Annotated in this window: 24 protein-coding genes and 1 pseudogene; 19 read left to right on the plus strand and 6 right to left on the minus strand. The window is 48.1% G+C overall.

Features of this window, described 5'->3' with window-relative positions:
• The first annotated feature begins 8 nt into the window (after positions 1 to 8).
• The 15 genes from FM037_RS26470 to FM037_RS26540 are packed head-to-tail and all read left to right on the plus strand — an operon-like array spanning position 9 to position 15,175.
• Entirely contained in the window at positions 9 to 257 is a 249-nt protein-coding gene (locus tag FM037_RS26470) for an acyl carrier protein (RefSeq protein ID WP_112350979.1), read from the plus strand.
• On the plus strand, positions 257 to 805 hold the full coding sequence (locus FM037_RS26475; protein ID WP_144048461.1) for a COG4648 family protein: 549 nt from the start codon (positions 257 to 259) through the stop codon (positions 803 to 805). The genes FM037_RS26470 and FM037_RS26475 overlap by 1 nt, the downstream gene beginning before the upstream one ends.
• Complete coding sequence (locus FM037_RS26480) at positions 802 to 2,166, plus strand: AMP-binding protein (RefSeq protein WP_144048462.1); 1,365 nt, start codon at positions 802 to 804, stop codon at positions 2,164 to 2,166. Before FM037_RS26475 ends, FM037_RS26480 begins: the two co-directional genes overlap by 4 nt.
• Positions 2,159 to 2,536: an ApeI family dehydratase gene (locus tag FM037_RS26485; protein WP_144048463.1), complete on the plus strand. Its 378-nt coding sequence runs from the start codon at positions 2,159 to 2,161 to the stop codon at positions 2,534 to 2,536. Before FM037_RS26480 ends, FM037_RS26485 begins: the two co-directional genes overlap by 8 nt.
• Entirely contained in the window at positions 2,536 to 4,251 is a 1,716-nt protein-coding gene (locus FM037_RS26490; protein WP_144048464.1) for a glycosyltransferase family 2 protein, read from the plus strand. The genes FM037_RS26485 and FM037_RS26490 overlap by 1 nt, the downstream gene beginning before the upstream one ends.
• Positions 4,252 to 5,814 carry an HAL/PAL/TAL family ammonia-lyase gene (locus tag FM037_RS26495; protein ID WP_144048465.1) on the plus strand — a complete coding sequence of 521 codons (1,563 nt, stop codon included), beginning with the start codon at positions 4,252 to 4,254 and terminating at the stop codon, positions 5,812 to 5,814.
• Positions 5,811 to 6,308 (plus strand): acyl-CoA thioesterase, encoded by a 498-nt coding sequence (locus tag FM037_RS26500; protein WP_144048466.1) that lies wholly within the window; start codon positions 5,811 to 5,813, stop codon positions 6,306 to 6,308. The genes FM037_RS26495 and FM037_RS26500 overlap by 4 nt, the downstream gene beginning before the upstream one ends.
• On the plus strand, positions 6,305 to 7,114 hold the full coding sequence (locus tag FM037_RS26505) for an outer membrane lipoprotein carrier protein LolA (RefSeq protein WP_144048467.1): 810 nt from the start codon (positions 6,305 to 6,307) through the stop codon (positions 7,112 to 7,114). The genes FM037_RS26500 and FM037_RS26505 overlap by 4 nt, the downstream gene beginning before the upstream one ends.
• A complete protein-coding gene (locus FM037_RS26510; RefSeq protein WP_144048468.1) occupies positions 7,111 to 9,507 on the plus strand; it encodes an MMPL family transporter in 2,397 nt (798 codons plus the stop codon). Before FM037_RS26505 ends, FM037_RS26510 begins: the two co-directional genes overlap by 4 nt.
• On the plus strand, positions 9,507 to 10,769 hold the full coding sequence (locus FM037_RS26515; RefSeq protein WP_144049152.1) for an NAD(P)/FAD-dependent oxidoreductase: 1,263 nt from the start codon (positions 9,507 to 9,509) through the stop codon (positions 10,767 to 10,769). The genes FM037_RS26510 and FM037_RS26515 overlap by 1 nt, the downstream gene beginning before the upstream one ends.
• A gap of 10 nt (positions 10,770 to 10,779) precedes the next feature.
• A complete protein-coding gene (locus FM037_RS26520) occupies positions 10,780 to 11,445 on the plus strand; it encodes a DUF3261 domain-containing protein (RefSeq protein ID WP_144048469.1) in 666 nt (221 codons plus the stop codon).
• Positions 11,446 to 11,500: 55 nt separating this feature from the next.
• A complete protein-coding gene (locus FM037_RS26525) occupies positions 11,501 to 12,712 on the plus strand; it encodes a beta-ketoacyl-[acyl-carrier-protein] synthase family protein (RefSeq protein ID WP_144048470.1) in 1,212 nt (403 codons plus the stop codon).
• Positions 12,712 to 13,212, plus strand: coding sequence for a hotdog family protein (locus FM037_RS26530; RefSeq protein ID WP_229381026.1), 501 nt, complete (start codon positions 12,712 to 12,714; stop codon positions 13,210 to 13,212). Before FM037_RS26525 ends, FM037_RS26530 begins: the two co-directional genes overlap by 1 nt.
• Positions 13,209 to 13,943 (plus strand): 3-ketoacyl-ACP reductase FabG2, encoded by a 735-nt coding sequence (locus FM037_RS26535; RefSeq protein WP_144048471.1) that lies wholly within the window; start codon positions 13,209 to 13,211, stop codon positions 13,941 to 13,943. Before FM037_RS26530 ends, FM037_RS26535 begins: the two co-directional genes overlap by 4 nt.
• The gene (locus FM037_RS26540) at positions 13,943 to 15,175 is read left to right on the plus strand and encodes a beta-ketoacyl-ACP synthase (protein ID WP_144048472.1); all 1,233 of its coding nucleotides are present in this window, start codon (positions 13,943 to 13,945) and stop codon (positions 15,173 to 15,175) included. Before FM037_RS26535 ends, FM037_RS26540 begins: the two co-directional genes overlap by 1 nt.
• Before the next feature lie 215 nt (positions 15,176 to 15,390).
• On the opposite strand, the gene FM037_RS26545 is transcribed toward FM037_RS26540, so the two are convergent.
• Positions 15,391 to 15,984, minus strand: a complete 594-nt coding sequence (locus FM037_RS26545; RefSeq protein WP_144048473.1) for an FMN-dependent NADH-azoreductase — start codon at positions 15,982 to 15,984, stop codon at positions 15,391 to 15,393.
• A 367-nt stretch (positions 15,985 to 16,351) separates the two neighbouring features.
• On the opposite strand from FM037_RS26545, the gene FM037_RS26550 reads away from it, so the two are divergent.
• A complete protein-coding gene (locus FM037_RS26550; protein WP_144048474.1) occupies positions 16,352 to 16,945 on the plus strand; it encodes a 2OG-Fe(II) oxygenase in 594 nt (197 codons plus the stop codon).
• Positions 16,946 to 17,006: 61 nt separating this feature from the next.
• Here the strand turns inward: FM037_RS26550 and FM037_RS26555 are convergent, their stop codons facing one another.
• From FM037_RS26555 to FM037_RS26575, 5 genes are read right to left on the minus strand one after another with little or no spacing between them, the layout of a single operon-like run.
• Positions 17,007 to 17,501 carry a thioesterase domain-containing protein gene (locus FM037_RS26555; RefSeq protein ID WP_144048475.1) on the minus strand — a complete coding sequence of 165 codons (495 nt, stop codon included), beginning with the start codon at positions 17,499 to 17,501 and terminating at the stop codon, positions 17,007 to 17,009.
• Positions 17,502 to 17,512: 11 nt separating this feature from the next.
• Positions 17,513 to 17,950 carry a D-aminoacyl-tRNA deacylase gene (gene dtd, locus FM037_RS26560; RefSeq protein ID WP_144048476.1) on the minus strand — a complete coding sequence of 146 codons (438 nt, stop codon included), beginning with the start codon at positions 17,948 to 17,950 and terminating at the stop codon, positions 17,513 to 17,515.
• A 60-nt stretch (positions 17,951 to 18,010) separates the two neighbouring features.
• Positions 18,011 to 18,580 (minus strand): hypothetical protein, encoded by a 570-nt coding sequence (locus FM037_RS26565; protein ID WP_144048477.1) that lies wholly within the window; start codon positions 18,578 to 18,580, stop codon positions 18,011 to 18,013.
• Positions 18,581 to 18,584: 4 nt separating this feature from the next.
• A complete protein-coding gene (locus tag FM037_RS26570; protein ID WP_144048478.1) occupies positions 18,585 to 19,529 on the minus strand; it encodes an alpha/beta fold hydrolase in 945 nt (314 codons plus the stop codon).
• Positions 19,526 to 20,482 (minus strand): virulence factor BrkB family protein, encoded by a 957-nt coding sequence (locus FM037_RS26575; protein WP_229381258.1) that lies wholly within the window; start codon positions 20,480 to 20,482, stop codon positions 19,526 to 19,528. Before FM037_RS26575 ends, FM037_RS26570 begins: the two co-directional genes overlap by 4 nt.
• 162 nt (positions 20,483 to 20,644) lie before the next feature.
• Here FM037_RS26575 and FM037_RS26580 point away from each other — a divergent pair, with 162 nt between their 5' ends.
• From FM037_RS26580 to FM037_RS26590, 3 genes and pseudogenes are all read left to right on the plus strand, one after another.
• Complete coding sequence (locus FM037_RS26580; protein ID WP_077753532.1) at positions 20,645 to 20,866, plus strand: hypothetical protein; 222 nt, start codon at positions 20,645 to 20,647, stop codon at positions 20,864 to 20,866.
• Between the two features lie 54 nt (positions 20,867 to 20,920).
• Entirely contained in the window at positions 20,921 to 21,568 is a 648-nt protein-coding gene (locus FM037_RS26585) for a DUF2959 domain-containing protein (protein ID WP_144048480.1), read from the plus strand.
• 258 nt (positions 21,569 to 21,826) lie between these two features.
• Positions 21,827 to 23,040 (plus strand): annotated as a pseudogene (locus tag FM037_RS26590) (4Fe-4S binding protein).
• Positions 23,041 to 23,338 lie beyond the last annotated feature (298 nt).

Here is a 23,338-nt window from a genome sequence, read left to right on the forward strand (position 1 = left end):
GAGATATTATGCAAAGCCGTGAACAAATACTGCAAGCCTTAACTCGCATCTTAGTTGATGAATTTGAGATCGATGAGGCTGATATATCACCATCAGCTTCCCTATATGAAGAACTCGATCTGGACAGTATCGATGCTGTCGATCTCGTCATCAAGCTACAACAGATGACAGGCAAGAAGATCAAACCTGAAGAGTTTAAAGCCGTGCGCACCGTAGACGATGTGGTTTCAGCCATCGAAGGACTCGTCGAAGAATAATGCGGTTATTTTTGCAAATAGTCACAGGTATTCTGCTGCTGGGATACCCTTTAGCAGTCTATTTCGGACTCAACTATTTGCCTGCTGGCACCATAGCTATGGTGCTTTGTTTCATCTTAATTCTACGATTATTGATTCAGAAGCAACAAGTCAAAGCCATGATCTTGCCTATCATAGTAGGCATAGGGTTAACGGCGGCGAGTTTTATTGCCAAACGGCATGACTGGTTACTCTATTATCCTGTGGTCATAAACCTCAGCATGCTGATGCTGTTTGTTTACTCTCTAAAGTTAGGCCCCAGCATGATAGAGAGGCTAGCAAGATTGAAGGAGCCCGAACTTCCGGACGAGGCGATTCCTTACCTGAAAAAAGTCACCCAGATATGGTGTGGCTTATTTGTTTTTAATGGGTCAGTGGCTTTATACACGGCACACTACGCCTCATTAGAGATCTGGACACTGTATAACGGGCTCATCGCCTATCTGCTTATCGGTTCGCTACTGGGTGGCGAGTGGTTGTATAGAACTATTTGGTTGAATAAATCATGACAGAGTTACTCAAATCTTGGTTATCCAAGGGGCCTTCGAGCCAACAGCTTATCAGTTTTAACCATCATGATATTATCACTGGCGGTGCATTCACCAACCAGGTTGCGAGTGTGCATCGGCAGCTGATCCAATCACCTTGCCGACGTTGGTTATTGGCCTGCGATTCCAGTGACCTGTTTGCTGTCGGTTTATGTGCCGCACTACTTGCCGGAAAAGAGATCATCTTACCTGCTAATACCCAAGCGGGTAGCTTGAGTGAGTTGACCCATAAATTCGATGGCGTGATTTCAGATAAGGCCTTATGTGAAGGTAAGGCTTTAGTCATGCTTAAAAAAGAGCTCTCATCGGCTACAAGCCAATGGCCGACTAGTGAGAAATGGGGCGAGTTGGTGCTGTATACCTCAGGAAGTAGTGGCCAGCCCAAAGCCGTCCGTAAGTCACTCGCTCAATTAGACGCCGAAGTCACCGTATTAGAGCACACGTTCGCCAAACATTTGCCTCAATGTAGCGTGGTATCGACGGTTTCACATCAACATATTTATGGCTTGTTGTTCAAAATCCTCTGGCCATTGGCCGCCGGGCGTCCCTTCTTGAGTGATATCATCGAATATCCGGAGACCCTGACCTACTACACCAGCCTGTTCCCTAATCTGTGTCTCATCAGCAGCCCGGCTCAGTTGTCCCGTTTGCCTGAGTCTCTGGACAACGAGAAGCAGCTGAGATCACCCAGCTTAGTCTTCAGTTCCGGCGGTCCATTGAGTTTCGACGCGGCTCAAGGCATAGCCCATTGTTATGGACGTCAGCCCATCGAAGTTTTCGGTAGCACGGAAACCGGTGGTATCGGCTATCGACGCCAGATGAGACAAGATCAACCATGGCAAGCCTTTGCCAATGTTGAAATATCACAAGACCCCAAAGATGGCGCCCTCACCGTCAAGTCCCCCTATTTAGAAGACCAGGATTGGCTTAGATGTGAAGATAAGATAACCCTCATCGAACCTGGGCTGTTTCGACTGGAAGGACGCCTGGATCGCATCATCAAGATCGAAGAAAAACGTGTCTCTCTGGTGCAGATGGAGACATTACTCGAGAGTCATCCCCTCGTCAGTCATGCCGCCTTGGTTATGTTAAACCAGCCACGTATGCAACTGGGCGCCGTCATCGAACTATCGAAACATGGCAAGGCCCACCTCGAGAGTGAAGGCAAGCTGAGCCTGAACAACTTGCTCAAGGCCCAGCTGTTGAGCCAATTTGAACGAGTGACCTTACCCAGACGTTGGCGCTATCCGGATCTGCTGCCCGTCAACAAACAAGGGAAACGCATTCAGGCAAAGCTAACCGAGCTCTTCGACCATGATTAAATCCAGTTTGCCTCAGATCCTATCCAAGAGCAGTGATGGCGATGCCATCATATTTCGCCTCTTCATAGCCGCAAATTTGCCATTTTTTAATGGTCACTTTCCCGATCAAGCCGTGCTCCCAGGCGTGACTCAACTGGATTGGGCCATTCGCTTAGGTTGTCAGCATTTCGGCTACCCACGAAATATTGCCACCTTAGAGGTGCTCAAGTTTCAGCAATTGATGTTACCGGACTCGGAAGTGACCCTGGAGATCAGCGAGAACAAGGCAAAGACCAAGTTAATTTTCAGTTACTTCGATGGCGACAAACGCTTCGCATCTGGCCGTCTTGCACTCGCGACTCAATCAACACCTATTTGTGAGGTCAACTGATGCAAGTTGCATTAGTCATCCCCAATTACAACCATGTTGTCGCCATCGAGGAAACCCTCGAGAAACTGGCACATCTTGAGCTGGCTTGCTATTTAGTTAACGATGGCAGCGATGATGCCACTCGCCACCTGCTGACATCTCTAGCCAATCGTTATTCTTGGGTCACCCTGTTGCACCACCCCTTTAACCGGGGCAAAGGCGCCGCGGTTACCACAGGGTTGAGAGCCGCCTACAAGGATGGTTACAGCCATGCATTACAGATCGATGCCGATGGCCAACATAATTTAGACGACATTCCGGCCATGCTTGCTCAGGCCGAAGAAAAACCAGAGGCACTCATATCCGGCTTACCTCAATATGATGAGTCTGTGCCTAAGATTAGATTTTACGCCCGCTACCTCACCCATTTTTGGGTCTGGGTTGAGACCTTAAGTTTCGATATCCAGGACTCCATGTGCGGTTTTCGAGTCTATCCTCTGGCTGTAACCGAGCAGATTTTCCTCACCAGTGCCTTGGGCGAACGCATGGATTTCGATACCGAAATCATGGTTCGCTTGCACTGGCAAGGCGTTCAAATCATTCATCTTCCGACCCGAGTCATCTACCCCGAAGACGGCATCAGCCATTTTCAGGGCTTATGGGATAATTTACGTATTTCAGCCATGCATACCCGCCTTTTCTTCGGCATGCTAAAACGCTTGCCTCGCAAGATTCTAGGAGGCGGCAATCGAGATGAATCAGACTCTCACTGGTCAAGCATAGGCGAGCGAGGTAGTTACTGGGGCATCAAGTTGCTGGCATCTAGCTATAAACTCGGTGGCCACTGGCTCTGTCGCGCCATCATGTATCCGGTGATCTTGTATTTCTTCCTCACCGGGCACAACGCGAGAAAGGCCTCCCTCGAGTTTCTCAACAAGGTGAAAAAATTCGATCCCGAGCACCCTCAACTGCAGGGTGACTTGGGATGGCAGCACGGCCTCAAACATTTCTTTGGCTTTGGTAATGCGGCACTAGATCGCATCGATGCCTGGTGCGACCGCATCCAACTCAGCCAGGTAGACTTTCCTAATAGAGCCCTGCTGGCAGATCAGCTCGAAGCCGGTCAGGGCGCCGTATTACTGGTGTCTCACTTAGGTAATTTAGAGCTATGCCGCGCGATATCGGTTCACCAAAAAAAGGTGAAAGTGAACGTCATGGTGCTGACAGACAATGCCGAGAACTTTAACCGGGTGCTGAAACAGCTGAACCCGGATAGTTCAGTCAACCTGATCCAGGTCAGCGAACTCGGTCCCAGCACCTCTATGCTACTGCAGCAGAAGATAGAAGACGGTGAACTGGTCGTCATAGCAGGAGACAGGACCTCGTCCAACAGCCAAGGACGGGTCATATATGCCCCTTTCATGGGAGAACCAGCCCCCTTCCCTCAGGGGCCCTTTATTCTTGCCGGTCTGCTCGATTGTCCTGTCTACCTTATGTTCTGCTTACGGGAACAGGGCCGCTATGTGGTCCACCTGGAAACATTCTCAAATACACTCAAAGGCCCCAGAAAAGGCCGCATGCAAAGGCTCGAAGAAGCCGTCAATCACTACAGTGCTCGACTCGAATATTTTGCACGGCGAGAACCCTTGCAATGGTTTAATTTTTTTGATTTTTGGCATAACGATGACGACATCCAACGCGCCAACTCTCAGGGTAAAGATAGGACAGATAAATAGATGACTCAGAATAATCAACCAAACCCAACGGACATGATTGTTCAATTTGGTCACAGGGCATTAACCCTGGAAGATGTGGTGGCTGTAGCCAAAGGCGCTAAGGCAAAATTAAAAGATACAGGCGATTTTCAGACCTATATCCAGAAGGGTGCTCTCTTCATCGATAGCCTGCTCAATGAAGAAGGCGTCGTCTATGGCGTAACCACAGGCTATGGTGACTCGTGTACTGTCACGGTCGGACTCGATCTGGTTCACGAACTGCCTTTGCATCTTTCTCGCTTTCACGGTTGTGGACTCGGTGACATCCTGAGCACAGTACAAGCCAGAGCAGTTATGGCCTGTCGTCTCAGCTCTCTGGCCATTGGAAAGTCTGGCGTGACCTATGAACTGCTGCAGCGCATAGAGACGCTACTCAACTTAGATATTATTCCTGTGATCCCCGAAGAGGGTTCAGTCGGTGCCAGTGGTGACCTCACCCCCTTATCTTATCTTGCCGCCGTGATTGTGGGTGAGCGCGACGTGATCTACCAAGGCGTACGTCAGCCGACTGCCGATGTCTATGCCAAGCTTAACATCAAGCCATTAAAGCTACGTCCCAAAGAGGGATTAGCTTTAATGAACGGCACAGCCGTCATGACAGCACTCGCCTGTCTGGCCTTTGACAGGGGTCAGTACCTGTGTCGTCTGGCCAGTCGCCTCACTGCCATGGCTTCCCTCACTTTGAAGGGTAACTCGAACCACTTCGACGATATTTTATTTGCCGCCAAGCCTCATCCGGGACAGAACCAGATAGCCGCCTGGATCCGCACAGATCTCAATCACCATGAGCATCCGCGCAATTCCGACAGGCTGCAGGACAGATATTCCATTCGCTGCGCACCGCATATTATAGGTGTGATGCAAGATGCATTGCCCTTCATGCGCCAGTTTATCGAGACCGAGCTTAACAGTGCCAACGACAACCCAATTGTCGATGCAGAAGGTGAGCACATACTTCATGGTGGTCACTTCTACGGCGGTCATATCGCCTTCGTTATGGACTCGATGAAGAACACAGTCGCCAACATCGCCGATCTTATCGATCGTCAATTGGCTCTGGTCATGGATCCTAAGTTCAACAACGGTCTTCCCGCTAATTTATCGGCGGCGACCGGAGCCAGACGCTCCATCAACCATGGCTTCAAGGCTGTACAGATAGGTGCATCCGCCTGGACCGCCGAAGCCCTGAAGAATACCATGCCAGCCAGCGTATTTTCCCGCTCCACCGAATGTCACAATCAGGACAAGGTGAGCATGGGCACCATAGCCGCGCGAGATTGCATGCGGGTATTACAGCTGACCGAGCAGGTAGCAGCAGCGGCCTTGCTGGCTATGACTCAAGGGATCAATTTACGTATATCACAAGATGAACTGTGCCAGTCTTCACTTACCTCTTCGTTGGCGAAAACCTTAGATCAGGTCAAGGCAGATTTCGAGCTGTTAACCGAAGACAGGCCACTAGAGTCTGTGCTTAGACAGACGGTAGATAAAATCCAGGCTGGTGAGTGGGAAGTCTGTTCATGACCTCAATGTCCAGCAAATCCATCTTAACCACAGAGCTGGAAATCTTGATCCCCTTTCATGATGTCGACTCCATGGGGATCACCTGGCATGGCAACTATCTGCGTTATTTCGAGATGGCTAGGTGTCAGCTGCTGGATCTGTTCGGATATGGCTATCGTGAAATGTTAGCCTCGGGCTATTCCTGGCCAATCGTAGATCTACAGATAAAATATGTGCAACCTAGCACCTTCGATCAAAAAGTGAAGGTGATAGCCTCCTTGGTCGAGTGGGAAAACCGCCTGAAGATCAACTACCAAGTCAGAGATCTAGCCAGTAATAAACGTCTCACTAAAGGTTATACCATCCAAGCCGCCGTAGATAAAAACAATGAGCTGTGCTTCGTGACTCCGACCGTATTCAGGCAGAAGCTAGCCCAGTTCATTCCCACTCTTGATATCGACAGCGCTCAAACTGAAAGCATTAAAACTAAAAGTACTGAGGGGAACGGTCGATGATAGACATTAATTTCAGCTCTCGAGAGCGACTAACTCCGGCGCTATTACTACTATCGACTCTGTTACTCTCACTCTTGGCCAGCAGCCCAGTTCAGGCTAACACCAGTGAATTGTCTGTTGTCAGTGCACAAACAGCCAAGTTTGAGGCTCTGTTTCAAGCTGAAGTAAACAATCAACAGATAGAGAAACTCAGCAAGAGACTCGAATTGAGCCAACATGCCAAGGGAAAGTTTACTCAATACCGAAGTCTCAAGGTGCTTAAAAAACCTTTGATTAGCAAGGGGAGTTTTATATTCGATGCCCAACTGGGTCTGGTCTGGAGTCAAGAGGCTCCCTTCAAATCCACCTTAATACTCAAGGATGATGCATTAATTCAAATCGATAGTTCGGGTAAGCAACAGCTCTCTCAAACCCGCGGTAATCAAGGAGCCGGCGCCCTGGCGCAGACCTTGCCAACCCTGCTAAAATCCCTACTCGGTGGAGAACTGCAGACCTTAGATGAGCACTTTAGCTTTTACCTGCTGGCAGCAGATCCACAGGCACCTTGGACACTTGGCTTGATCCCCAAAGATCCCTTGATGCTAAAAGCCATCCCTCAGATGATATTAGAAGGTACCAATCAGATCTCGGCGCTCACATTAGTTAGCGCTAATGGGGACACCAGCAGAATCGAATTCGAAGAGATCAACAATGCTCCCTTGACTGAGGCGGAGTTAGAGCTAGTTTCACCTGATTTCATTCAGGAACAAGGCAAGCCTTCTCAAGCCATCACCGAGCCCGAACTTAAACCTAAGCAGGCATCATGATCGATAAGTTCGCCACTCTGCTGAGTCAATATTCGGCAAAATTTAAATTCTCCATCTGGCTAACCATGATGTCCCTCATTGTGATTATCGGTTGCTCACTCTGGCAAGGTGGCGCTAGAGTTCAGAGTGATATTTTAGCCATGTTGCCAAATGTTCAGGAAGATCCCCTCACAGATATCGCCCTGTCGCGGGTAGAAGAACAGCTATCAAACTCCATCTACCTTGGTTTTGTTGCCGATAACCAGGCACAAGCTATCCAAGCTGCACAAGGGGTGATGGCAGAACTCAATGAACAGGGTAAAGGCATCTTTGTCGATATAAAAAGCGCCGATATCAATCAGGCCGAGTCTCTCAATAACTATTATTTCCCCCATAGGTTTAGCCTGCTAACGCCAGATCAGGCTCAAACACTAGAGAGCGGCAAGCTAGATAGCCTCATAGGACAAGCTCAACAGCAACTCTATAACGCATTTAGCTACGCAACCAGCGGCCTGCTAGCCAATGATCCCCTGCTACTCTATCCGCAAAACCTGCAAGCTTTAGCTCCTAAACAAGCATTAGAAGTACATCAAGGTATTCTGATTGCCAGGCTGCCGGCAGAAGATTCAAAGGTCAAAGTGGCTGCCATCGTCATGGCAAAAGGAGTCGGCAGCGCCTTCAATCCTAAGGTGCAAGATCGGCAGATGTCGGTACTCACCCAGGCATTCGAGCGGTTAGCGCTACAAGATACAGATATAGAGATACTCAGAGCAGGTGCACTTTTCCATGCCGCCGCCGCAACCCAACTAGCTAAGAGTGAAGTCACCAGCTTGGGGCTGGCCTCACTCATAGGCGTATGCCTATTGGTCTGGCTGGCATTTCGCTCCCTGATGCCACTGACCATAGCCTTACTGACCATCTCGACTAGCATGTTAGTCGCCGTCGTCATGACCACCTGGGTGTTTTCTGAGCTGCACCTGCTGACGCTCGTCTTCGGCACCAGCTTGATAGGCATCGCCATCGACTATAGTTTTCATTTCTATTGTGAGCGCTTGAATAAGCCTGATGCCAGTGCGACCCAAGTTATCCAACACATATTTCCCGCGATCACTCTGGCCCTTATCACCAGCGTCTTAGCATACTCCAGCATAGGTTTTGCACCATTCCCCGGCATGCAACAGGTTGCCGTTTTCTGTGCTTCCGGCCTCATCTCGGCTTATATCACTTTAGTACTTGCCTATCCATTACTGGCATCGGGCACCTTGCCTAAGGGCGAGAAGCAACTCAAATTAGCAGACCTATATCTACAAAGAATCAACACCCTACTGGTAAAGCTCCCAACTAAAGGCTTGAGCTTAATCGTTATCATCTGCTTATCGGTATCAAGTTTTGGCATACTGAGACTGACAAGCGATGATGATATCCGCAACCTGCAGCAGAGCCCACCTGAGGTACAAGTACAAGAGAACACATTGAGAGCTCTGCTCAGTGGTGGCACGGATAATCAATTTCTGTTAGTCAGGGGCGACAGCGAGCAAGCTTTGCTACAGCACTTAGAGGAGCTGGCCCCAAGATTAAACAATGCGCTTAATCAACAGCTAATTGGTAACTCATTCAGCCTGAGCAATTATCTCCCAAGTCATCACAGGCAAGAGAACAATTATCGCCTTCAGGGTGAGATTTATCAGCAGAATCTAAACCAGGTTATTGACACTCTTGGTCTGGATGATGAGCTAGCCCCTCAGCTTAAACAGGCGTATCTGGCAGCCAAGGGGAATTATATCGATGCCAGCTCATTCTTAAGTTCGCAAGCAGGAAAACTCTTCGCCCCCTTATGGATCGCACCTTCAGCTGGTCAAGAAGAATTCGGTGCCATAGTCTTAATCGGCGGGATCTCAGATATAGATAAACTCAGTCACTTCTTCGCAGATTACCCTCATGTGCAGCTGGTCGATAAGGTCGGCGATATATCTAAGGTCATGGGCAAGTATCGTCAGCTGACCTTGATACTGCTGGCTGTGGCCATGCTGGCTGCAGTACTGATTTTTTGCAGCCGGTTCAGTATAAAGTTAGCCTGCCTGGTCGTTGCCGTACCGGCACTATCGGCGATTTTCACCTTAGCCATACTCGGAATAACGGGTGCCTCACTCACCCTATTCCATTCCCTGGCACTGATCCTCGTTTTCGGTATCGGCGTAGATTACAGTGTGTTCTTCGCCGAATCTAAACAACAGAGTCGAGGCGTAATGATGGCTGTGTTTATGTCGGCTAGCTCTACGATACTGGCATTTGGCTTACTGGCATTTAGCAGTACCCCAGCAATACACTTTTTTGGATTAACCCTACTGATAGGGATAGGTTTCACCTTTATGCTCTCCCCCTTTATTCAAACGTTTACAAGGACTGTTAAGTGATGCAAGCACCCCACTCAAACCCAGGCATACGAGCAAGTTACGACGTTGCAATTATCGGTGCCGGTCCATCGGGTAGCATTGCCGCCAGCCTGCTCCACCAGCAAGGAAAGCGAGTCATAGTCATAGAGAAGCAAGATTTCCCCCGCTTCTCTATCGGTGAGAGTCTATTACCAGCCTGCATGAGTGTCATCGAAGAAGCCAACATGCTCGAGGCTGTTAACGATGCAGGTTTTCAGTTTAAGAATGGTGCCGCCTTCAGCTCTAAAGGCAAATATACCCACTTCGATTTCACCGATAAATTTTCCAGTGGCCCCGGCACTACGTTTCAGGTAGAGCGCGCAAGTTTCGATAAACTACTGGCAGATACGGCCGAGTCCCAAGGGGTAGAGATACGTTTCGGTGAATCGGTTCAAGCCATAGATCTGACTCAAGACCCGATACTAACCATAAGAGACCGCGAGGGAGAAGACTATTGTATTCAGGCTAAATACCTACTCGATGCCAGTGGGTTTGGTCGAGTGCTACCTAGATTATTAGATCTGGAGAAGCCCTCTTGCCTACCGAGCCGCACCGCCGTATTTACCCATATTCAGGATAATATCGACCCCAGTGCCCAGGAAAATGTCCATTTCGATCGGCAGAAGATTCTAATCAGTGTTCATCCTGAAAATAAAGATATCTGGTACTGGTTGATCCCCTTGAGTGACAGCAGGTGTTCATTAGGCGTTGTAGCCGAGCCACATCTCTTGGGGGATGCCGAAGCCGATCTGCAGACAGTGCTCATGGAGATGATAAAACAGGAACCAAACTTACACCGACTCTTAGCCAATGCCGAGGTAGTACGGGAATGCTCACTGCTCAAGGGATATTCCGCTAATGTCACCACCCTTGCTACCGACAAATTTGCCTTACTGGGCAATGCCGGAGAGTTTCTCGACCCCGTTTTTTCTTCTGGGGTAACTATCGCTATGCAATCAGCCTCCATGGCGGCTAAATGTGTCGTCAGACAACTCAATGGTGAAGAGTTGGACTGGGATAACGAGTACGCTAAGCCTCTTATGCGCGGCGTCGATACTTTTAGAACCTATGTCGAGGCTTGGTATGATGGCCGTTTCCAGGAGATCATTTTTTTCGATGCTCCCGATAATAAGATCAAGCAGATGATCTGCTCCATCTTAGCCGGATACGCCTGGGATGAAACCAACCCCTTCGTGAGTGACTCGGCGCGTCGCTTAAACATGATTGTCGAATTATGCAGATAAGGGTTTCATAGTGATTTCACTGACCTTGCTTATAAGCCTTAAACACAAACTAAAGAGTGTGATAGCACTGAGTGCCGTTATCCTATTGGCATTCATGCTGTCTGCCTGCAGTCAGACGTTTCAGAGACAAACTTGTGTAGCTCTGGCCAAAGACGTTAATTATTGTCTGGCACCTATCCCCTTAGACCAGACGAGTCAGACCTGGGTACGCTCGGCAACGCAAAAAGCCGGCATTAGAGTCGATTCGTCTCAACATGAGCTTATGACACAAGTCGAGATTGACGCCAATGGGCTCACCTTAGTCGGACTGGCCCCCTTGGGTCAGGCACTGTTCACCTTGATCTATGACGGCAGCACGCTCACCAGTGAACAGAGTGTTTTATTGGGAAGTGAGTTCAAGGCCGAGTATCTACTGGCACTTATTCAATTAATATATTGGCCCGAAGAGACTGTAAATGCTCATTTACAAGGAGCAAAACTAACCTCAAGTGACTGTGGTGCGTCCAGATGCCGAAAAATATATGCTCTTGGCTCCAACCCGGCCATAAATGTAAACACAGGCACTCAGAATGACAGTATTGTAAATATCGAGTACAGTCATGATGACCCTTGGCAGGCAGAAATAGCGCTGAAGATACCGCAAGCTAAATTTGAGTTAACACTAACGCCAATTTAGGTCGCTGATATTTTTCATGGCCCACACTATCAAAAAGTGAAGATAAATAGAGACAATGACTAAAATAGCCATCTCACACTTAGGCTTGTGTACGCCTCTGGGCAAGACTGCTGAAAGCGTACTACCCCGACTCTCGAGGGGAGATACTGGCGCGATGAAGAATCGAACCGATATCATCCCCGATGCCGAAACCTTAGTGGGAGAAGTCACCTTCGAGTTGCCTGTGATACCCAAGCTCCTGGCCAAATATGACTGCCGCAACAATCGACTGCTCCTGTGTGCAGCAGAGCAGATTGCCGACAGAGTTGCCCGGGCAATAGCAGACTGGGGCCCTCAAAGGATAGGTATTGTCATAGGCACCAGCACATCCGGGATCGGCGCGGGTGAAGATGCCTTAAAGGTAAGATCACAAACCGGGGCCTTTCCTGAACAATATCAGTATTCCCAGCAAGAGCTAGGTAACAGCAGTGATTTTTTACGTCACTACTTCGACATTTCCGGCCCTTGTTACACAGTATCCACCGCCTGCTCATCCAGCGCCAAGGTCTTCGCCAGTGCCAGACGCCTACTGCAAGCGGATCTGTGCGATCTGGTGATCGTCGGCGGCGGCGACAGTCTTTGCAAGCTAACCCTTAACGGTTTTAGCTCGCTGGAATCTGTCTCTAAGGGTCACTGCCAACCCTTCAGTATTAACCGGGATGGCATCAACATAGGTGAAGGCGCAGCTCTTTTTACACTGGAAAAACTAACAGCTGACGACACCAGCAGTGTGATCTTAGCCGGAATTGGCGAGTCCAGTGACGCCCATCACATCTCTGCGCCACATCCCGAAGGACGCGGCGCCATAGCTGCCATCCAGTCGGCACTGAAAGATGCCAATCTGATTGCTGAAGACATCGACTACATCAACCTACATGGCACAGCTACACAGAAAAATGATGCCATGGAAAGCAGAGCAATTAAGCAGGTTTTCGGCTCGACGCCTCCGCCCTGTAGCTCCACCAAGCCAATCACAGGCCACACTCTAGGCGCAGCTGGCGCCATAGAAGCAGCATTTTGTTACCTGTTATTGAGCCAGGAAAGCAGCCAACAAACCTTGCCACCTCAGATATGGGACGGCGTTCAAGATCCACAAGATCCGTCACTTCCCTTAGTCAGCCAAGGTCAGAGTGCTGAACTTAACTATTTGATGAGCAACTCCTTCGCCTTCGGCGGCAGTAACGCCAGCCTCATTCTCGCCAGAAACCAGCGAGGGAAAAATAAATAATGAGTCCACAACAGATGTCACCCCAAGTACTATCTCAGATGGCGATTGCAGATGTAATCCCCCATAGAGATCCTATGATCTTGATCGATCGCCTCATCAGCTATGAAACTGACAGCCTATTGACCCAGGTGGATATCGGCGAACTCAGCCCCTATTTCGATACACAGCTCAACGCCGTACCCAATTACGTTGGTATCGAGTATATGGCTCAGAGCATTGCCGCCCTCGCGGGTGTGGAAGCTAAGTCCCGTGGCGATATTATCCGCGTCGGTTTCTTGCTTGGCACACGTAAGCTTCAGATGCATATACCAGAGTACCGGCTGGGGGAAAGTTATCAGACTCGAGTCACCAGACTCTACCAAGAGGAGTCCGGACTGGCGGTATTCGATTGTCAGATATTCCATCGGCAAACCTTAGTCGCAACAGCGAATGTGAATGTATTTCAGCCTCAGGATGTCGAAACCTATATCTCTGAGAGCAAGCAGGAAGAGCAAAAATGAACAACGAAAACAGAAGAGTACTGATCACAGGTTCTAGCCGCGGCATAGGGAAAGCCATAGCCTTACAGTTGGCAGAGGCCGGATTCGATATCGCCCTGCACTTTCACAGCAATGTCGAAGCGGCCGAACAGACTAAGCGCGAGCTTATTGCGCTGGGTGTCACAGTTTCTTGCCTACAGTTTGATATCGCCCATCGCGAGCAGGTCAAAACCGCCATCACAGCCGATATCGAGCAGCATGGCGCCTATTATGGCGTGATACTCAATGCGGGTATCAATTGTGATACCGCATTTCCCGCCATGACAGAAAATGAATGGGACAAGGTAGTACATACCAATTTAGATGGTTTCTACAATGTGATTCATCCCACCATAATGCCGATGATTCAGACGCGCCAAGGCGGCCGCATAATAACTATGGCATCGGTATCAGGTATCGCAGGTAACAGAGGTCAGGTCAATTACAGCGCCTCGAAAGCCGGCATCATAGGCGCGACTAAGGCCCTTTCTCTTGAGCTGGCTAAACGTAAAATCACCGTAAACTGCATCGCTCCCGGACTTATAGAGACAGATATGGTCGCAGATTTCCCCAAAGATATGATCAAGGATATCGTGCCTATGCGCCGCATGGGTAAACCTGCTGAAATCGCGGGACTCGCTAAGTTCTTGATGTCTGAAGATGCAGCGTACATCACCAGGCAAGTTATCTCGGTTAACGGAGGCATGATCTAATGTCCAGACGTGTAGTGATCACCGGCATAGGGGGCATATCCAGCTTGGGCCAGGACTGGCCGACTATTGCCAGAAATTTAAAAGCTCAGAAAAACTGCGTGGTTCGCTTCGACGAATGGGATAGATATGATGGTCTCAACACCCGCTTAGCGGCCCCGGTGACAGACTTCGAGAAACCGGCACACTACTCGCGTAAAAAGGTACGCTCCATGGGACGCGTCTCTTTAATGGCAACTAGAGCCAGTGAACTCGCCCTTATAGATGCAAACCTACTCGATGACCCGGTTGTCAGTTCTGGCGCCATGGGCATAGCCTATGGTTCATCTACAGGCAGTACGGACCCTATTATAGCCTTCGGCGACATGCTCAAGGATGGTGACATGTCAGGCATCACCGCCACCAGCTACATTCGCATGATGGCCCACACTACTGCTGTCAATGTAGGCGTCTTCTTCGGTCTCAAGGGCCGGGTCCACACCACCAGCAGCGCCTGCACATCGGGTAGCCAGGGAATAGGTTATGCCTATGAATCGATAAAATATGGTCAGCAAGACCTGATGCTTGCCGGCGGCGGCGAAGAGCTATGCGCCACCGAAGCCGTCGTCTTCGATACTCTATTTGCCACCAGTACCAAGAATGACTCACCTGAGTTGAGTCCCAGCCCCTTCGATAAGAATCGTGATGGTCTGGTTATCGGTGAAGGTGCCTGCACCTTAGTGCTCGAAGAGCTGGAACATGCTCAGTCCAGAGGCGCTAAAATCTATGCCGAGGTCGTCGGCTTTGGTACTAACTCTGATGGCGTACATGTAACTCAGCCCAATGCGACCACCATGGAAGTCGCCATCAGACACGCATTGAAAGATGCCCAATTAGCTCCCGATGCCATCGGCTATGTCAACGCCCATGGTACAGCGACAGATAGAGGCGATATCGCCGAGACTCAAGCCACCAACTCAGTGTTTGGTCCTAACATGCCAATCTCTTCCCTCAAGAGCTACACGGGTCACACCTTAGGTGCCTGCGGTGCACTAGAAGCCTGGGTCAGCATAGAGATGATGAATGAAGGCTGGTTCGCGCCAACACTAAACCTGACCGAGATCGATCCCGCTTGCGGCAGGTTAGATTACATCCGAGATAACATTCGCCATATCGACACAGATCATGTGATGAGTAACAACTTCGCCTTCGGTGGGATCAACACATCACTGATTTTTAAACGATGGAATAGATAGGAAGTCTAATGAGAACATTATTATTGATCATAGGCTTAAGCTTAAGCCACCACAGGTGATGAGAAATATAAACTGACTATCGAGCTATTGGTACAAAGCAGTAGCGAGAAGAAGCTGCGTAAATATGCCTCAAAGTACTTAAAGAAATATTACTAATACCCATAGCTATAAACACTGAAGGCGCCCTTAGGCGCCTTTTTTACAAAAGTGTATAATTATGCCGCTATAGCATTCAATGCAGCTTTTGCTTCGCTCATGGCTTTCTCTGTCGCCTCAGGGCCCATACTCAGCGCTTCGCCATAGACTGTTTCAACATCTTCGATGCCGATAAAGCCCAGCACTGTCTTCAAATACGGTACAACATGATCCGCTGGGCTGTCTTTATGCACCCCACCACGGGTTGTGATCAGTAGGGCGCGCTTGCCTGTGATCAGTCCCTCTGGGCCATTCTCGGTATAGGTAAAGCTCACCCCGGCGCGGGCTATTAGGTCTATCCAGTTCTTAAGCTGAGTCGGAATGGAGAAATTATACATAGGAGCAGCTATCACTATGGTGTCGTGATCTTTAAGCTCTTGAATCAGCTGGTTAGATAGATTTAACACCTCTTGCTGACGCTCAGAAAGATCATCCCCACCTCTTAATCCCATGGCTATTTCACCATCGAGAACCGGTAAAGGCTCAGCCGCCAGATCGCGAACCGTGATATCGGCTCCCTGCTCCGTCCAAAGCTGACTTAAATGTTCAATCAAGTGACCCGATTGCGAGTAGCCACCTAAGATGCTCGATTTCAATATTAAAACTTTAGACATAATAAACTCCAGCTGATCCAGTGATTGAGAAATCATCTCTCAATTCGATGAAGCTAGTTTAATAAACCATAAAAAAGAATAAAAGCGGATAAAATCTATCAAAACATCCTAAAAAATAGAACTGTATCGATGTAAGCGGGTTTCAACCTTGGGATGGAAAATGAGTTTTGATTATAAATAATCGATATAATGCCAGTCGATAATAAGTATCCAGCTTAGGATATACATCATAGAAAAAAGTGTCGGTTTTAAGGTAAAATCTGGTATTAGCTCGACGTTTACCAACGTACGCCTGAGCCATTACTATTAGTTATCGATCAAGGTTATTCATATCTATGAGTAACTTATTTATTTTAGAAGAGAAATTATGACTCCAGTTGCAACTTACGAACACATCATAGATGAGTTAGCTACCAAGGATTATGTGGTAGTCGATGGTCTGATCGAGCCTAAGATATTATTCGAATTGAAAACTGAACTCCTCAAAAAGCATACCGAGGAAGAGTTGAAACGGGCCGAGATCGGCAATGGTGCCAACAGCTCAATCAATGATCTTATCCGCTCTGATAAAATATCCTGGATCGACACCAATTCCAAGGTTCCCTGTGAACAGGCTTATTATCAAGCTGTACATGCCTTCTATAGCTATCTGAACCGAGCCTGCTTCACCGGAATTTCTGACTTTGAATTTCATTACGCCTGTTATGAGAAAAGCACCTTTTACCAGAAACACATAGATCGCTTCAAGAATGACTCCAATCGAAAGTTTTCTTTTATCACCTATCTGAATGACACCTGGCAACAGGGAGATGGTGGCGAACTAAAGCTGCACCTCGACGATGAGGTGATCGAGGTCGAGCCTATTTTTGGTAAAACCGTGATCTTTAAAAGCCATCTCATCGAACATGAAGTGGTCGAGAATCATAAACAAAGGTTTAGTGTGACGGGTTGGCTGAAATAACAGCAGCTATAGATATACGGATTAGCCAAGTTTATCTAGCTCAGAGTAACTCAGCTCAGACTTACTCGCCCTTAGGTTGACTAATATAGAGGCCTTCAAATGTCGCACAACATGTGTCACCACAATAGAGTTTAACCTCGAGCCTTACCTTGAGTCGGCGGCCCTTAGATAACACGGACATATCCACATCAGGCCAAGTCACCTTAGCCACGGGTGCCGTCTCTATGGGGGCTAAATATCTTATCTTGGCATCGGCTAGGACGATATCACCCCTTAAGCCAGCAAGAGACTGTTGTAACCACACCATGCCCCAGCCAGTGAGCGTCATCAGAGTATAGATACTGCCGGCAAACATGGTTTGATGCAGGTTAATATTAGGCTCGAGTGGTGCCGTGGTGAGAAACTCCTTATCAGAATATGCCACGGGTATGATCCCCATAAAGCCGCTGACAGGAATGGTCTTATGCCAGGTCTGCTGCAACTCAGACAAGAGCTTGTCTATGTTTCCCAGCTTCTCTGAGTCTTTCTGCTCAGCACATTGATCTGAATTAGCCATCAAAACCTAGCCTATACGGTAAGGTTAAAGGTAACAGGACCATCATTGACCAGACTCACCTGCATGTCGGCAGCAAACTCACCGGTCTGAGTTGCCACACCTTTAGACTGACAGAATGCGATAAATTCTTCATATAGCACTCTTGCCTGCTCCGGCGTACCCGCCCCGGAGAAACTAGGCCTCAAGCCACGCCCGGTATCCGCCGCCAGAGTAAATTGAGAGACCACCAGCAAGGAGCCTCCTGCCTGCTGCAGATTTAGATTCATCTTGCCATTTTCATCGGAAAAGACACGATAGCTCATCACCTTAGTGGCTAATTTTTCCATTTTAGCCGTATCATCTTCACGTTCTACACCAAGCAGTACCAATAAACCTTTATCGATTGCACCGATAGTTTCACCATCGACATCGACCTTGGCCTGCTTTACACGCTGAATTAGGGCTATCACGTTTCAATTTACTCTTATGTAAGAAGTTCCTAGGTTCTAGGAACTAGGAACTTAAGTGGATCACAAAGACTGAGATTGCTGCATTACCGGGATAGGCTTGATTAGCTGCTCCGAGCCTTTTGGTAGAGAGTGACCGACCTGACGTAGACCTTCATCTGTCCACAACATAAATCTTCTGATCTCTTCCAGCTCTATGGTGTTGACGAAGGTCGCAGCGCCTTGCACCTGAATCACGGCGCCATTATCTCTGAGAGTGAACTTTGCGAAATTCAGCTTATGGTTGAGAGTACCGATTAAAATAAGCAGCTCTCTGCTGCCCCTCAGTTTGGGATGCACGGCATAGAAGCGATTCATCATGATGCGATCGATACCATTCGGGTTAATGCTTGGTTGCAGCAAAAACTGGTTATCATCAAACTGCAGGGCAATCCTATTCGGACTCGCCATAGTCGCCAAATAATTCTTATGGATCAATGCCTCGAATAAGGTTTTAGTCGCTTCTTCATTCGTCATGCCGCCTAAGGTGACACTCTCCGGAGCCACAACGGCAGTCGCAGCCCCATCGCTAGATTCCGTCGCCGCACAGGCACTCAATGTGATGGCCAAGCCAGCGATAATCAATTTTTTCATTTATCTATACTTCCTTTATATTATTTGCCATTTCCCGTATGGCATAGACGACTTCCCGAAACATCTTATCATCGGCTAATCCATGATACCCACTTTTAATCACAGAGTAATTTATGGTGTCACAGCCAAACTGAGTTAAGAAATTTTCAACTATTTGAGTGGGACAGACCCAATCCATCTCACCCTGTAATATAATGCTTGGAGCCTGAATCCCAGCTGATATTTCTCGCATTAATGAATAAGCTCCAAAATATTGATGACTGGCATAATGGAGCTCTATTTCGGCTAAACTTTTACTCATAAATGCATCGGAGCCAGACATCTCATTTGCAGGCATAGCAAGCGCAGACTCCCAAGCTAGCCAAGAACGAATATAATGATGACGAGTATCGGCATCATTATGCTTCAATCCGAGTCGATATGTTTTAAATAACTGATCTACATTGGAACAGAAAGGCGTAAGAGCTGTAAATGCCAAATACTCATCAGCGAACAGGTTAGCAGCGCCTTTATTCGAATACAGCCAATTTGTGCCATCCTCACTGGGGATAAACAGTCCCCAATATACCTGAGACAGCACTTTTTCAGGATATAAACCACTATAGAGCATGCCTAAGGTGGCACCAAAGGAGCCCCCGACTAAACACCAGGCCGGGATCCCTAGCCATAGGCGTACTTTTTCCAGATCTTTAAGCAAGGCTAATACATTATTTTTCTCTATCTCACCCAGAGGCTTAGATCGCCCGGTTCCCCGCTGGTCTAACATCAACACATGACAGTTATCACCATCAAACAGGGCTAATTCGTCACTCATACAACCCGCCCCGGGTCCGCCATGAAGATAGAGCACGGGAACACCATCTGGATCGCCGTATTGCGCCAAATGAAGCTGATGGCCATCACCCACATCTAGCCAATCTCGGCGAATAAATGTGGGTAATGACGTCATAGCTTAGTCACTTTCTCTGTCGATATCTCTGCGACCTTATCTTCAACTTTTTGTTCGACCTTCTTCTCTGGCCCAACTTCTAAGATATGGCTGGTATAGGAAATGCTGGTCTTTATCGCATCTTTAGCAGATGCAGTATCCGGTGACGACTCGGAAGAGGTTGGCAATGTCTTATCCAGATATTCCGGCAATGCCGCCGTTATTTCGGCGCCAATCAAGACTATCATCCAAGAGAGGTACACCCAGATAAACAGGATGGGAATTGTCGCCAACGCACCATATATCGCCTCGTAGCTCGGGAACTGAGTCAGATAGAAGGCGAAGCCTTTCTTGCCGAATTCGAACAATAGTGCCGCTGCAATCGCCCCTAGCAGGGCATGAAAAAATTTAACCTTAGTATTAGGCACAACCATATAGATGAGCAGGAAGGTAGCGACCGAGAAAAACATAGGTAAACGCTCAACCAATAAGGGGACAACACCCGAGAGGTCGGCGCCATTGAACACCTTGAGTGACACCACATAGGAAGTTGCCACCAGGCTTGCCCCCATCAATACAGGGCCAAGGGTCAACACCATCCAATACATGGAAAATGACACCACCATGGAACGTTTCTCCTTGGTGCGCCAAATACTGTTGAGGGACTTATCTATGTTAGATATCAGCATGATCGCCACGACCATCAATGCCGCAATACCCACAGCCGTCCCCTTGGAAGCATTGTCGACAAATTCATTGATATAGACCTGAACACTGTCACCGGCAGCTGGCAGAAAGTTATCATAGATAAAGCTTTCTATCTGATTCCTAATACCGCTAAACACAGGAAAGGCTGACAACATAGACATGGTCACTGCCACCATTGGCACCAAAGACAATAAGGTGACATAGGCTAGATGCCCCGCACGAATATTGATCTGATCTTCCGCTAATCTCTGTTTTAGATGTACCATGAAATGCCAAATGCTTAGCCCCAAGGTACGAAAATGTGTTCCATCTATCTTATTTATCACTGCGATCTCTTGATTGTGTTGATTTGAAGACTTGGTATTAAATACGTATATTCGTACAATAAAGCTTATAACCTAAGATTTACAAGTGTAAGGAATAAATAGATGTCACAACAAGGCTCGGCAGGTAACGTTATTGCCGCCATCGCAAGCTTCTTTTTTCCCGGCTTAGGGCAGTTGGTACAGGGAAGAATCATGGCAGCATTGCTTTTCTGTATAATAACTATCGTAGGCTATGCCATGTGGTGGCTGATCTTTCCCGCAATTATAGGCGGTATCGCTCACCTATGGAGCATCATTGACGCCGCACGATTCAAAGCCGATTAATCGTTTAGATTCGACCGAACTCAGTTTCCAGTTATGGACAAGGACCATCCAAAAATGAAGAAATACATATCAATTGCCATCGTGGCCACCAGCTTACTCCTGACGGGCTGTCAGAGTGCCTATTATGGTGCCATGGAGAAAGTGGGTTATCACAAGCGTGACATCATGGTCGACCGGGTAGAGGATGCCAGAGAGTCTCAGGAAGAGGCACAGAAGCAATTTAGCTCGGCACTCGAAGAGATGCAGGCCCTGCTTAACCATGATGGTGGCGATCTGGAAACAGCTTATAACAAGGCCAAGGATGAATATGAATCCTCTCAGGATGCGGCTGATGACGTCAGCAATCGCATCGAAAAAGTGGAAGATGTGGCCGATGCTCTGTTCGATGAATGGCAAACCGAGATAGGCGAAATAAGCAAGGCCAGCCTACGCCGTAGTAGTGAAAGCAAGTTGCGTGAGACTCAGCGTTCCTACGAGCAGTTAGTTCGCACTATGAAGCGCGCCGAGAGTAAGATGGCACCGGTATTAACCGCAATGAAAGACAATATGCTTTATCTGAAGCATAACTTGAATGCTCAGGCAATCGGAGCCATCAAGGGTGAGTTTGCCAGCCTGCAGACCGATATCTCAGGTTTAATCAAAGAGATGAATAAGTCTATCGAAGAGTCCAACAAGTTTATTGCTTCCATGGAAGGTAACTAGCTCCTAGACCGCTAACAAAATAACGCCCTGAGCATATAGGTTCAGGGCTTTTGTGGTTTTTATATACTCGTTTTTTCTTCCCTACCCCAGATACCAATATACACAAGCCATTCAATCATAAGTTTGTGATACAGCTCCTAGCCTAGCCCTAAACACCAGCTGTTATTTAGAGGTGACACACAAAAGCATTTTATGTGAAGAACTTACTTTAAAATCTAACCTCTGACTGATACACCTTGTCACTCATATCAGATCATTATGACCTTTGTAGAATCATTAACCTTAATGCTTGCACTCGCCTATAGCGCAAGCTTACTTTATTGGAGTGGGAAAAAATCGGGAGCCTTGGCCACTATCATTCTTGCTATTGGCGCCTGTATAAGCTCACTGTATTGGCCCTTGATGCTCGCGAGTGCTATCGCCGCGTTTTCGATCTTTCTGTTAACTAAATTTAAACCTGAGCTAGCCAGAGGTGAACAGAGAATAAATACCCTGCGAGATGCAATTCAACATCTACTGGCACTGTCTATGTTGTTAGTCGGAGTTCAATTTGCGATAAACACAGCATTATTAAAAGCCGGCATCACGCCTTGGCTGATGAGGCCAGATGTCGGCGACGCCTTTTTACCCATAGCCGGAGGCATAGAACTCAAGGCCATACTGACTCTAGGCTTATGGGATCAGACTCATCCTGCCGCTGCCGTGATGTTAGCCGTGGTCTTGCTAACTGGACTGCTATGCAAACGCGCCTTCTGTGGTTGGGCCTGCCCCCTGGGGCTCGCGGGGAATACTTGTATAAGCTGAGAAAACGCTTCATTAAGAATGAGATGCTACCACCAGCCTGGTTAGACTGGCCCCTTCGTATGCTCAAATACCTGCTGTTAGCCGCATTGCTCTACATCATCATCAGCATGCCAGCTCAATCTATCCCGCACTATCTGGAGGGAAACTACCACAAGATAGCCGATCTCAAGATGGGCCTGTTCTTCATCACCCCGGGGTTAGTGACCTTAGCCTGCTTTGCCTTCATCTTGGGACTCTCTGCATGGCGACGTCAGGGCTTCTGCCGCTACATCTGCCCTTATGGTGCCTTATTAGGCTTAATCAGCTTCCTGAGCCCGTTTAAGATACGTAGAAGCACACAACACTGCTTGATCGAATCTAAGGGAATGAACTGCGACAAATGTACCCGCGCCTGTCCGGCCAATATTTCAGTCCACACTCAGAAGAATATTCGCTCCGACGAATGCCAGGCCTGCATGCGCTGCGTATCGGCCTGCCCCAAGAAGGAAGCGCTACACTTCAGCACCCGCAATGGGATTAAGCTATCCGCAAGGGGATTAACCATAATCCTGCTACTCATTATGTTCCTCATCCCATTAGGCGCCTATGTGGGCGGGTTTTGGCATAGCCAAACACCCGATGAAGATCGCATCTATCTGATACAGCACTTAGGTTCAATTGGGCATTGATACTCTAGCCTTCAAAATGGATTGGCCTTCGAATGAAGGCTGATTTCATTTTTTAAGTTTTAGCTCATTTGGGATTGGTAAGATTCTTGAATGTCACTCCTTCATGGTTACCTATCGCTTGCAGCGGGCTTTTATGCAGATACTTCTGCGAAACGCCGCGAGTACAATCCCTGTAGGCTCTGCGATGACATCCCTGTCATCGAAGCTCACAGCCGCATCTACATTTAGTTTTTCAAAGAAGGTTATTTATTTGACCTTGCCTGTAAACAATTTTAAATCATGAAACCGACCTAATTCG

The sequence above is a fragment of the Shewanella psychropiezotolerans genome, from assembly GCF_007197555.1.
Classification (GTDB): Bacteria; Pseudomonadota; Gammaproteobacteria; order Enterobacterales; family Shewanellaceae; genus Shewanella; species Shewanella psychropiezotolerans.

Coding starts and splice junctions, on each gene's coding strand:
- FM037_RS26570 (WP_144048478.1), bottom strand. CDS start 19,529: ATGACGTCATTACCCACATTTATTCGCCGAGATTGGCTAGATGTGGGT.
- FM037_RS26530 (WP_229381026.1), top strand. CDS start 12,712: ATGAGTCCACAACAGATGTCACCCCAAGTACTATCTCAGATGGCGATT.
- FM037_RS26585 (WP_144048480.1), top strand. CDS start 20,921: ATGAAGAAATACATATCAATTGCCATCGTGGCCACCAGCTTACTCCTG.
- FM037_RS26505 (WP_144048467.1), top strand. CDS start 6,305: ATGATAGACATTAATTTCAGCTCTCGAGAGCGACTAACTCCGGCGCTA.
- FM037_RS26580 (WP_077753532.1), top strand. CDS start 20,645: ATGTCACAACAAGGCTCGGCAGGTAACGTTATTGCCGCCATCGCAAGC.
- FM037_RS26575 (WP_229381258.1), bottom strand. CDS start 20,482: ATGGTACATCTAAAACAGAGATTAGCGGAAGATCAGATCAATATTCGT.
- FM037_RS26540 (WP_144048472.1), top strand. CDS start 13,943: ATGTCCAGACGTGTAGTGATCACCGGCATAGGGGGCATATCCAGCTTG.
- FM037_RS26485 (WP_144048463.1), top strand. CDS start 2,159: ATGATTAAATCCAGTTTGCCTCAGATCCTATCCAAGAGCAGTGATGGC.
- FM037_RS26490 (WP_144048464.1), top strand. CDS start 2,536: ATGCAAGTTGCATTAGTCATCCCCAATTACAACCATGTTGTCGCCATC.
- FM037_RS26565 (WP_144048477.1), bottom strand. CDS start 18,580: ATGAAAAAATTGATTATCGCTGGCTTGGCCATCACATTGAGTGCCTGT.
- FM037_RS26475 (WP_144048461.1), top strand. CDS start 257: ATGCGGTTATTTTTGCAAATAGTCACAGGTATTCTGCTGCTGGGATAC.
- FM037_RS26550 (WP_144048474.1), top strand. CDS start 16,352: ATGACTCCAGTTGCAACTTACGAACACATCATAGATGAGTTAGCTACC.
- FM037_RS26555 (WP_144048475.1), bottom strand. CDS start 17,501: ATGGCTAATTCAGATCAATGTGCTGAGCAGAAAGACTCAGAGAAGCTG.
- FM037_RS26510 (WP_144048468.1), top strand. CDS start 7,111: ATGATCGATAAGTTCGCCACTCTGCTGAGTCAATATTCGGCAAAATTT.
- FM037_RS26545 (WP_144048473.1), bottom strand. CDS start 15,984: ATGTCTAAAGTTTTAATATTGAAATCGAGCATCTTAGGTGGCTACTCG.
- FM037_RS26480 (WP_144048462.1), top strand. CDS start 802: ATGACAGAGTTACTCAAATCTTGGTTATCCAAGGGGCCTTCGAGCCAA.
- FM037_RS26470 (WP_112350979.1), top strand. CDS start 9: ATGCAAAGCCGTGAACAAATACTGCAAGCCTTAACTCGCATCTTAGTT.
- FM037_RS26500 (WP_144048466.1), top strand. CDS start 5,811: ATGACCTCAATGTCCAGCAAATCCATCTTAACCACAGAGCTGGAAATC.
- FM037_RS26495 (WP_144048465.1), top strand. CDS start 4,252: ATGACTCAGAATAATCAACCAAACCCAACGGACATGATTGTTCAATTT.
- FM037_RS26535 (WP_144048471.1), top strand. CDS start 13,209: ATGAACAACGAAAACAGAAGAGTACTGATCACAGGTTCTAGCCGCGGC.
- FM037_RS26515 (WP_144049152.1), top strand. CDS start 9,507: ATGCAAGCACCCCACTCAAACCCAGGCATACGAGCAAGTTACGACGTT.
- FM037_RS26525 (WP_144048470.1), top strand. CDS start 11,501: ATGACTAAAATAGCCATCTCACACTTAGGCTTGTGTACGCCTCTGGGC.